Source organism: Wohlfahrtiimonas populi, from assembly GCF_002006795.1.
GTDB classification, from domain to species: Bacteria; Pseudomonadota; Gammaproteobacteria; order Cardiobacteriales; family Wohlfahrtiimonadaceae; genus Wohlfahrtiimonas; species Wohlfahrtiimonas populi.
On the sequence record NZ_MVDN01000008.1, the window covers coordinates 106845 to 115320 of the forward strand.

An 8476-nucleotide genomic window follows, 5' to 3' on the forward strand; every position below is an offset into this window, starting at 1 on the left:
CTATCTTTAAAAGATCTACAGGTGAAGATATTGTATGTGTTGTTGGGATTGGTTGAGTCATTTCGTTCCTCTTATAATTCTTTATTAAGCCATTTTGCTAATTGTAGATCGAAAACGCTTATGAGCAAAGTAGAAAAACACTATGCCAATGATTAAAAGCATCAAGAATTGTTGCCAAACAATTGCAAAGCCAGCATCTTTAAAGAGAATAGCTTTACTTAATTCAATAAAATGAGTTGTGGGGGCAATTAGCATAATATTTTGAATGATTTCTGGCATGCTTTCGCGTGGTGTCATTCCACCTGAGAGCATTTGCAATGGAATTAATACTAAGAGCATTAACATCCCAAATTGTGGCATATTGCGGGCAATTGTCGCTAAATAAATACCAATAGAGCTGATGGCAAATAAATGCAATACAGAGCCTAATAGGAATAATGGAATCGAGCCAATAATAGGTACATTTAAAGCGCCTTTAACAATGAATATCAATGATAAAGTTGCTGAGATTAAAACCACCATACCCATTGACCAAATTTTGGATAGCATGATTTCAAATGGTGTTAATGGCATGACCAATAAATGTTCCACAGTACCTTTTTCTTGCTCACGGATCAAAGCTGCACCTGTTAATACGATAGCAAGCAGAGTGATTAAGTTAATCACTTCGATCAAAGCACCAAACCATGAAGCTGTAAGGTTTGCATTAAAACGCATGCGCTCTTCAATTGTGACAGGATACTCTACTGGTGTTCTAGCACGCTCTAGAAACTCACTTACTTCGCCATTGATGATTTGATTCACAATCATATTACCTGTAAAAGCTTGTGACATACGAGTAGCATCGATATTCAATTGAATGGACGGTTGTTTACCTGCCATCACATCCTTTTGAAAGTAGGGCGGAATATTTACAACGAAAGTATATTCGCCTTTATCTAAACCACGATCCATTTCATCCAAATTAATATCGTGTGGTTTGGTGAATTCAGGTGGATAAAATGCTGTTTTAATACGATTAGATAATGTGGAACGATCTTCATCCACAAAAACAATCGATGCATTTTGTAAGCCATCTGGCATTGCTGTTGCAGCTGTATAAACCATACCTGTGAAAGCAAATACAATGAGCACTAATAAAATAGGATCGCGAATCAAGCTCCACAATTCTTTAATGCCTAAATGATAGATGTTGGCAGTTCTTTGAGCTTTCATGTTATGCCTCCTGCTTCTTCAATAATGCAACGCTTGCCAAAATAATGATTGGCACAACAATGATTAACACCATCAATTCGTGTGTCAATGAATTCAAGTGCAGTGCTTTGCTGAAAACCCCACGTGTTGCTGTGAGCATGTGAGAGGTTGGATAAATTTGCCCAACAATTGCACCAAAACCCTCTAAGGATGAAACTGGGTTAATTAAACCTGAAAATTGCACAGCAGGAATCAATGTGAGAATCACTGTGAAAAAGATTGCCCCAATTTGGCTATTGGTTAACGTTGAAGCCAATAAACCAAATCCTGTGGAGAATATACAGAATAGTAATGTCACTAATGATAGTGCTAGGAAGCTCCCTTTCATGGGGACGCCAAAGAAGTAAATGGCAAGAATCACCATTAATGTATAGTTCAGCATTGAAATTGCAACATACGGAATTTGTTTACCTAGTAAGAATTCCAATTTAGTCACAGGTGTAACATATAAATTGATGATGGAACCCATCTCTTTTTCACGTACAACGGATAATGCTGTCAACATGGATGGAATTAATAACAATAAAATAGGAATGATTGCAGGTACAATAGCTTGGATGCTTTGAATATCAGGATTGTAGCGATAGCGCATTTCTACATTAAATGCGGGTTTCAATTCCATGCCATACTCATATTTTGCAATACTAGTTAGCCAGCCTTGATGCAAGCCTTGTACATAACCACGAATGGTTTCGGCACGTTTTGGCATTGCGCCATCTACCCAAGCACCAATGGCAATTGGCATACCTTTTGCTACATCACGCGCGAAGTTGCCTGGTATTTCTATGGCTAAAGCAATGTCACCACTTTGCATTCGTCGATCCAATTCTTCATAACTATGGATCGGTGGTTTTTCTACAAAATAGCGAGAGCCAGAAATATTGTTGGCATAGTTATGGCTTAAAGTTGTTTGGTCACGGTCAAAAATTGCATAAGGTAAATCTTCAACATCCAATGTCACGCCAAAACCAATGGCAAACATCAGAATAATTGAGCCTAATAATGCCAAAGTTGCACGAATTGGATCACGCTTTAATTCTAAGGTTTCACGCCATGTATAACTGAGTAATCTCTGCCAACTAAAACGATGGAAATGCTCTGTAGAAGTAGTATTGCCTTGAGTCAGTGATTCAGGTTGCTCTTCATCATCTGTGCCTGCACCTGCATCAATTAGATATTTAATGAAAGCTTCTTCGAGCGTTGCTGTACCTTGCTTTTTAATGAGATTTTGTGGGGCATCACTGTCAAGCACTTTACCCGCATGCATCATGGACATTCGATCACAGCGCAATGCTTCGTTCATAAAGTGTGTTGATATAAAGATTGTTACACCATCATTTCGAGATAAATCTATCAATAAACGCCAGAAATTATCACGAGCAACGGGATCCACGCCAGATGTTGGTTCATCCAAAATCAACAATTCAGGTTTATGTACCATTGCCACAGCTAAAGATAAACGCTGGCGCATTCCAAGCGGAATATCATCAGGCAATGAATGTAAAACATCTTTGAGTTCAAAGCGTGCAACCATTTCATTGATGCGAGCATTGATTTCATTTTCGGGTACATGGAATAAACGTGCGTGCAGTTCTAAGTTTTGTAATACCGTTAATTCACTATATAAAGAGAATGCTTGTGACATATAGCCAACGCGGCGGCGGGTATCCAAATCTTTAGGATCGATTTCTCTACCAAATAACCAGGCTTGACCTTCAGTTGCGGGTAATAAGCCTGTGAGCATTTTCATAGTAGTGGATTTACCACAGCCGTTAGAGCCTAAGAATCCAAAGATTTCACCTTTATGGATTTCAAAGCTAACATTATCAACCGCAGTAAAATTACCAAAGCGCATGGTTAAGCCTTCAGCTTTAATAGCGATTGGTGAATTTTCATCTAAGTTTAATGGCGGAACTGTGACTGGCTCAAAGTTCTCTCGTTTTTCTTTGGGTAGTAATTTAATGAAAGCACTTTCTAAATTATCGCTATCCGTTTTTTCTAATAATTCTTTTGGTGTGCCTGTATCCAATATTTTGCCATCATCCATGGCAATCAGCCAATCAAAACGTTCAGCTTCATCCATATAAGCAGTTGCAACGATTACGCTCATCTGTGGGCGCTCTAATCGAATACGATCAATGAGATCCCAAAATTGTGCTCGTGCTAATGGATCAACGCCTGTGGTTGGTTCATCTAAGATCAAAAGATCAGGGTCGTGAATGAGAGCACAGCATAATCCAAGCTTTTGCTTCATTCCACCAGATAATTTACCAGCAGGGCGATCTAAGAAAGGGTATAACCCTGTACTTTTGGTGAGATTATCGATGCGCTGCCTGCGCTCATGTTCATCGTGCCCAAACAAGCGACCAAAGAATTGTAGATTCTCTTCAACAGACAATGTTGGATAGAGGTTCTTACCTAATCCTTGTGGCATATAGGCAATACGAGGGCAAATTTCATCACGCACAGATTTCTCACGCATATTGCCATTGAGAACGATGACTTCGCCTGATTGAATCGCACGAGCACCAGATATCAATGACAATAGACTGGATTTTCCAACTCCATCAGGACCAATCAATCCCACAACGATATCAGTGGGAATGTTGATAGATAAATGATTCAGCGCTTTGATTTCACCATAATTGAGTGAAAGATCGCTGACAGATACAACGAATTGATGTTTCATGTGATCTCCTTCCGTTCTTTATTCAGCAGAAGGTTCTTCCAATAATTTGATGTCAAAGCGTTTCGGCCATTCCATATTTTTATCTGTTTTGATGTAAGCTTCGCCAGTAACACCTGTTTTAATGTACTTTTGATACTTTTCTAATAATTCAGGATCAAATTTCGCTTTCACGCGGTACATTAATTTTTGGCGTTCATCTTCCGTTTGCACAGTTTTTGGTGTGAATTGTGCTTCAGCAGAGATGAATGTAATACGTGCAGGAATTACATATCCAGGCGCACCATCTAAGATAATACGTACTTCAGAACCATCTTTTTCGCCTGCAACTAAGCCTATGATTGCTTGAGTTGGCAAGAAGAATGTCATGTGAACTTTGGATAAATCTAATAAGTTTAGAACTTTTCCACCAGCACCTAGAACTTCACCAGGTTCTGCAATTCTGTATTGAATGCGGCCTTTTACAGGGGCGATTAAGTTAGCATCTTTAATGTCAGCTTGAATACGGTCAATCGTTGCTTGTGCTGCTGTAATTTGTGACTCAGTCGCAATAAATTGCGCTTTAGCTGCATCAATGGCTGCTTGTGCTGCTTGCACTCGTGCTTCTGCTGTTTCAATTTCAGCTTGAAGAACTTTTGTGTAAGCTTCTTGATCATCTAAATCCTGCTCAGTTGCAGCACCTTTGGCTGTTAATGTTTTGATACGTTGGAATTTACGATTAGCAGCATATAACTGGCTTTCTTTTGCAGATACTGCGGATTGTGCTGCCGCTTTATCACTTTCTCTTGCTGCAATTACCGATTTAGCGCTATTAGCTTGGTGAATAGCTTGTTGGTGATGAGCTTTGGCTTCGTTCAATTGAGCTTCTAATGAATCTAATTGCATCACAGCTAAGATTTGGTTTTGATCTACATAATCACCTTCATCCGCTAATATTTTATCAATGCGTCCAGGGAGTTTGGTTGAAATATCTAAAGGTGTCACTTCAATGCGACCGTTGCTCACTGTGATGCCGTGCAAATTATCACGAGAAAAATACCAGCCTGCGCCAATAATGACAGCGACAGCTGCGATGATAATACCTGTTTTAGCCTTATTGTTACTTGGCGAGCTCATATACACCTCTACAATTCAATTAATTATTAAAATATTTTCATAAGTTTATATGTATTAGTTTTATCATTTTTCCTAATAAATAGCCATTTTAAGCTGTGATTAATATCTATCAAGCGTATTGATTCCACTGTAAATGTGAGAGGTTTTGACAATTGTCATCGAAAACAAGCGTTTTCAAATCGAATAGGGTAAAATGGCTTCATTTTTCATATTTAATACTAAGGAAAGCAATCAGTATGGCGCAGTTTATCTATACTATGAACCGAGTAAGCAAGATCGTTCCTCCGAAAAGAGAGATCTTGAAAGACATTTCCCTTTCTTTCTTCCCAGGTGCCAAAATTGGTATTTTGGGCTTGAATGGTGCGGGTAAATCAACATTGTTGAAAATCATGGCAGGTGTTGATAAAGAGATTCAAGGTGAAGCGCGTGCACAAGCTGGCATTAAAATTGGCTACTTAGCGCAAGAGCCACAGTTAGATGAAACAGTAGATGTTCGTGGTAACTTAGAACAAGCATTAGGCCCAATCAAAGAAGCATTGGCTGAGTTAGATAAAGTTTATGCCGCATATGCAGAACCAGATGCAGACTTTGATGCATTGGCTTCTAAACAAGCTGAATTGGAATCTTTCTTGAGCACAGTTGATGGTCATGCTTTGGATCGCCAATTGGAAATCGCAGCGGATGCATTACGTTTGCCACCAATGGATGCAGATGTAAAAGTATTGTCAGGCGGTGAAAAGCGTCGTGTTGCTTTGTGTAAATTACTACTGTCTAAACCTGATATGTTGTTATTAGACGAACCAACGAACCACTTGGATGCTGAATCAGTTTCTTGGTTGGAGCGTTTCTTGCATGATTATCCTGGTACTGTTGTTGCGGTAACGCATGACCGTTACTTCTTAGATAACGTTGCAGGCTGGATCTTAGAACTTGACCGTGGGCATGGTATTCCATGGGAAGGTAACTACTCTAACTGGTTAGAACAAAAAACTAAGCGTTTAGAAACAGAACAGAAGCAAGAAGAAGCATTTGCGAAAACATTGAAGCAAGAATTGGAATGGGTTCGTCAAAATGCTAAAGGCCGTCAAGCTAAATCTAAAGCACGTATCCAACGTTTTGAAGAATTAGAAAGCCAAGAGTTCCAAAAACGTAACGAAACAATGGAAATCTATATTCCAGCAGGTCCACGTTTGGGTGAATTAGTGATTGAAGCGACAGATGTAGCGAAAGCATTTGGCGACAAGTTATTATATGAAAACTTGAACTTCAACTTGCCACGTGGTGGTATCGTTGGTGTGATCGGTCCAAACGGTGCAGGTAAATCTACATTGTTTAAGTTAATGACAGGCCATTTACAAGCAGATGCTGGTGTATTCCGCGTAGGAGAAACTGTTCAGTTGGCTTATGTAGATCAAAGCCGTGATACTTTAGATGGTAGCAAAACTGTTTGGGAAGAAATTTCTGAAGGTCAAGATATCATTCGTGTGGGTACTTATGAAATCCCATCACGTGCATACTGTGGTCGCTTTAACTTTAAAGGTTCAGATCAGCAGAAATTCATCAAAGATTTATCAGGTGGTGAGCGTAACCGTGTTCATTTGGCGAAAGTTCTTCGTGCAGGTGGCAACGTTATTCTACTGGATGAACCGACGAATGACTTGGACGTTGAAACATTGCGTGCGCTAGAAGATGCTATCTTGGCATTTGCTGGTTGTATCGTGGTAATCTCGCATGATCGCTGGTTCTTGGATCGTGTTGCAACGCATATCTTGGCATTTGAAGGTAACTCGCATGTTGAATGGTTCCAAGGTAACTATGCAGATTATGAAGTTGATCGTAAACGTCGTTTAGGTATGGATGCGGATCAACCACATCGTTTGAAATATAAATCAATTACTCGTTAATTAAAGTTATAGAGGGAAGATCTAATGAATGCTCATCCGGTGACTCACCAAGTAAAAGATAGAGAAGTGATTGTTTGTTGCCCACCAGAGAATGTTGATGTGTGGGATTTGCATCCAAGAGTTTATTTAGCACTGAATGAGAACGGTTCAGTGACATGCCCATACTGTGGTGATATTTACACAATGGATGAGCAAGCGTGAAAATTTTAGCAATAGATACATCAACGGAAGCTTGTTCAGCTGCACTATATATAGATGGTGAATTGATAGAGCGTTATTTAGTTGCACCTCGTAAACATATTGAGCTGTTAAAGCCGATGGTTGATGAAGTCATGAAAGTTGCTGAAGTTGATGTCAGTGAACTGACAGGATTGGCATTTGGTGCAGGTCCTGGTAGTTTTGCTGGCTTGCGTGTGGCTTGTGCATTTGTGCAAGGCATGGGCGCTGGTTTAGAAATTCCTGTTGTTCCTGTTTCTACTTTAAAGGCAATGGCGCAACAAGTTTTGGATACGCATGCTGATCGTACCGTATTAGTGATGTTGGATGCCAAAATGAAAGAAGTTTATTGGGGCGTTTATCGTTTAGAAGATAAAGAAGTTGTAACGGTATTACCTGAGCAAGTGACAAAGATCGATGAAATTCCTAATTTCGCAGGTATTGTTGGCTTGGCTAATATTATTGGTGCTGGTGATGGTTGGAATGTCACACCTAATTGGGTGGAAGCATTGAAACCAGAATTCATTGAAAAGAATGTTTATCCACGTGCTGGTGAAATTGCATTGTTATCCATTGATGATTTTGAAAATGGCATGGCATTAGATGCGGATCAGGTTTCGCCAATTTATCTTCGTAATAATATTGCATTGACAATAGAAGAACAGGAAGCTTTGAAGAAAGAGTCTTAGTACTATTTGTATTGTGTGAAAAAAAACCGCTGATTAAGCGGTTTTTTTATTTATTTTGTACATTGTACTTATTTATGAACACTTAAAGGTACACAAACTGGGTTAGTTACACTTGGAGGTGTTGATAATAAACCTGGTTGCATATTAGCAGTACAATCTAAAGTACGGCCCCTTTGAGTTTTTGCACGGTATGAGATTTTTTGGCCACCAAAAGCATCAGGCTCATTGAAAGATACTTTGGAAACAGTCAGTTCATCAGAAGATGCTAAACCCATCATGCTTGCAGTTGCTTTTTGTAGTTGAACTACAGCAACGTTTTTATCCATAGTTGTACAGCCAGTTAAGATGAGTGCAAATGCTGCAATAGCAATAATATTTTTCTTCATATTGTTTCTCTAAATATATATTTAATTTATCGGAATACTAAGTCCAAAGTAATGGCTTAATTGTAGTACAGGTAATTCTGTAAATACTAAGTTTATATAATTATCAATAATGTTCAACTGGAATTTTGAATGTTTTATGGTTTTCTTGGATAAACTGTAATGATTATTAGAATGTTTTGATAAATCTCATGCTAAGACATGGTAGTTGTTCTGGTAATTCTATTG

7 protein-coding genes are annotated in these 8476 nt (G+C 38.9%); 3 read left to right on the forward strand and 4 right to left on the reverse strand.

Annotated features, from left to right (window positions below; translation table 11 throughout):
* Positions 1–84: 84 nt before the first annotated feature.
* From BZK16_RS10010 to BZK16_RS10020, 3 genes are read right to left on the reverse strand one after another with little or no spacing between them, the layout of a single operon-like run.
* Positions 85–1215 carry an ABC transporter permease gene (locus BZK16_RS10010; protein ID WP_077928743.1) on the reverse strand — a complete coding sequence of 377 codons (1131 nt, stop codon included), beginning with the start codon at positions 1213–1215 and terminating at the stop codon, positions 85–87.
* A gap of 1 nt (position 1216) precedes the next feature.
* Positions 1217–3943: a ribosome-associated ATPase/putative transporter RbbA gene (gene rbbA / locus BZK16_RS10015; RefSeq protein WP_077928744.1), complete on the reverse strand. Its 2727-nt coding sequence runs from the start codon at positions 3941–3943 to the stop codon at positions 1217–1219.
* Positions 3944–3961: 18 nt separating this feature from the next.
* Positions 3962–5056 (reverse strand): HlyD family secretion protein, encoded by a 1095-nt coding sequence (locus BZK16_RS10020; protein ID WP_077928745.1) that lies wholly within the window; start codon positions 5054–5056, stop codon positions 3962–3964.
* Between the two features lie 236 nt (positions 5057–5292).
* On the opposite strand from BZK16_RS10020, the gene ettA reads away from it, so the two are divergent.
* From ettA to tsaB, 3 genes are read left to right on the forward strand one after another with little or no spacing between them, the layout of a single operon-like run.
* On the forward strand, positions 5293–6960 hold the full coding sequence (gene ettA, locus BZK16_RS10025; protein WP_077928746.1) for an energy-dependent translational throttle protein EttA: 1668 nt from the start codon (positions 5293–5295) through the stop codon (positions 6958–6960).
* Between the two features lie 24 nt (positions 6961–6984).
* On the forward strand, positions 6985–7161 hold the full coding sequence (locus BZK16_RS10030; RefSeq protein ID WP_077928747.1) for a zinc-finger domain-containing protein: 177 nt from the start codon (positions 6985–6987) through the stop codon (positions 7159–7161).
* On the forward strand, positions 7158–7865 hold the full coding sequence (gene tsaB / locus BZK16_RS10035) for a tRNA (adenosine(37)-N6)-threonylcarbamoyltransferase complex dimerization subunit type 1 TsaB (protein WP_077928748.1): 708 nt from the start codon (positions 7158–7160) through the stop codon (positions 7863–7865). The genes BZK16_RS10030 and tsaB overlap by 4 nt, the downstream gene beginning before the upstream one ends.
* Positions 7866–7933: 68 nt before the next feature.
* On the opposite strand, the gene BZK16_RS10040 is transcribed toward tsaB, so the two are convergent.
* Complete coding sequence (locus BZK16_RS10040) at positions 7934–8251, reverse strand: hypothetical protein (protein ID WP_077928749.1); 318 nt, start codon at positions 8249–8251, stop codon at positions 7934–7936.
* Between the last annotated feature and the right edge of the window lie 225 nt (positions 8252–8476).

Excerpts from the sequence above, each read along its gene's own strand:
- BZK16_RS10010 (WP_077928743.1), bottom strand. The coding sequence starts at position 1,215 with ATGAAAGCTCAAAGAACTGCCAACATCTATCATTTAGGCATTAAAGAA.
- rbbA (WP_077928744.1), bottom strand. The coding sequence starts at position 3,943 with ATGAAACATCAATTCGTTGTATCTGTCAGCGATCTTTCACTCAATTAT.
- BZK16_RS10020 (WP_077928745.1), bottom strand. The coding sequence starts at position 5,056 with ATGAGCTCGCCAAGTAACAATAAGGCTAAAACAGGTATTATCATCGCA.
- ettA (WP_077928746.1), top strand. The coding sequence starts at position 5,293 with ATGGCGCAGTTTATCTATACTATGAACCGAGTAAGCAAGATCGTTCCT.
- BZK16_RS10030 (WP_077928747.1), top strand. The coding sequence starts at position 6,985 with ATGAATGCTCATCCGGTGACTCACCAAGTAAAAGATAGAGAAGTGATT.
- BZK16_RS10040 (WP_077928749.1), bottom strand. The coding sequence starts at position 8,251 with ATGAAGAAAAATATTATTGCTATTGCAGCATTTGCACTCATCTTAACT.